Below are 1,774 nucleotides of genomic sequence, written 5' to 3' on the forward strand. Positions count from 1 at the left end.
GGACACTCCCATCGCCGCCAGCAGACGCCTCACGCGTGCGCTGCGACCCGTCGTCGCCACGATCGCCCTCGCCGTGGTGGCCACCACGGCACCCGCGAACGCCCAACCCGGCACCGGCCACACCCTCGCCGCCACCCGCACCCCCGAGGCTGCGACGGTCGCCGCCGCACTGCCCGAACCGGTCCCCGGCGCCGAGGTCTACCCCCGCCCGTCCGACGGCACCTATGACGTCACCGGAGGCGGCTTCGGCCACGGAATCGGCATGTCCCAGTACGGCGCCCACGGTGCCGCCCTCGCCGGCCTGACCTTCGGCGAGATCCTCGGCTTCTACTACCCCGGCACCGAGCAGGCCCAGCAGGCGCTGGACTCACTCCGCGTCGGGATCCTCGCCGACAACGACGGAGTCCTCACCGTCCCGGCCCAGCCCGGGCTCACCGCTCGCATCGCCGGCACGGACGAGACGCTGCCGACGGCGCCGACCGGCTGGCGAGTGCGGGCGACCGGCGCCACGACCAACACCTGTTCGCTCGACTCCTATGACGGCTCGTCGTGGTCGGTCTACCGCAGCGGCGCCATCTGCCCCGTGGTCTTCTCCACCCCGTCGGCCTTCGTGGACGTGCTGCTGCCCAGCGAGCGCCGCATCTACCGAGGCAAGATGCTGGCCATCTGGCGGGGCTCGAGCACGGTCGGGACGGCCAACGACGTGACGATGCAGAACTACCTGCGCAGCGTCGTGCCCGCCGAGATGCCGCCGTCCTGGGCGACGCACGCACTGCGGTCCCAGGCGGTCGCCGCGCGCACCTATGCGTCACGCAAGTCGGGCAGCACGTCGTGGTACGACACCTGCGACACCACTGCGTGCCAGGTCTACCGCGGCCTCGGGAGACGCAACAGCGACGGCTCGATCACGCGCTACGAGTACGCGACGACCGACGACGCCGTCGCCGCCACCGAGGGGACCGTCCTCACCTACCGCTTCAGCGACGGCGTCACCCGACTCGCGACGACGATGTTCTCCTCCTCCAACGGCGGCTACGTGGCGCCGGGGTCCCCCGACCACCCCTACCTCGCCGCGCACACCGACGGCTACGACGACGTGTCGATCAACTCGCGATACCGGTGGGCCGCCTCTCTGCCGGTCACGTCGCTCGAGTCGTACTTCGGCATCCACCGGGTCGAGCGCCTCCAGATCCTCGCCCGCGACGGCAAGGGCTCCTGGGGCGGCCGGGTGCTCAAGGTCCGCGTCGAGGGCGTGACGTCCACGGGCGCCTACACGTCGGTGGACGCGGCGGGAGACGCGCTCCGGGCCGCCCGACCGTGGCCCACCTTCAGCACCGGGCTGTCCTCGAACTACTTCGCCATCGCGCCGACGATCACGGCCGTCCGTCTGGCCGGCGCGGACCGCTATGCCACTGCCGCCGCCGTGGCCGACGCGCGCTACTCACCGGGTGTCGACGTCGTCTACGTGGCGTCCGGGCTCAACTTCCCCGACGCGCTGACCGGAGCCGCCCGAGCCGCAGTGAACGGCGGACCGCTCCTGCTGACCCGCCAGGGCTCGCTGCCGAGCGTGACCCGTGACGCCATCATCCGGTTGCAGCCGGCTCGGGCCGTGGTGCTCGGTGGCACGGCCAGCGTGTCCGACGCGGTCGCCGACAGTCTCGCCGGCCTGACGACATCCGGGGACGTGCAACGGGTCGGCGGCCGCGACCGCTACGCCGTCGCTGCGGCGCTCGCCTCCTACTACCCGAGCGGCCCGGCGGTCGCCTACGTCGTG

The 1,774-nt window shown here is 72.6% G+C and carries 1 protein-coding gene; it reads left to right on the plus strand.

From position 1 onward, the window contains the following. Window positions 1-1,774, plus strand: a 1,774-nt coding sequence (locus OO014_RS19245) for a cell wall-binding repeat-containing protein (protein WP_272463942.1), incomplete at both ends; no start/stop codon positions are given.

Source organism: Intrasporangium calvum (assembly GCF_028446585.1).
In the GTDB taxonomy this organism is placed as follows: Bacteria; Actinomycetota; Actinomycetes; order Actinomycetales; family Dermatophilaceae; genus Intrasporangium; species Intrasporangium calvum_A.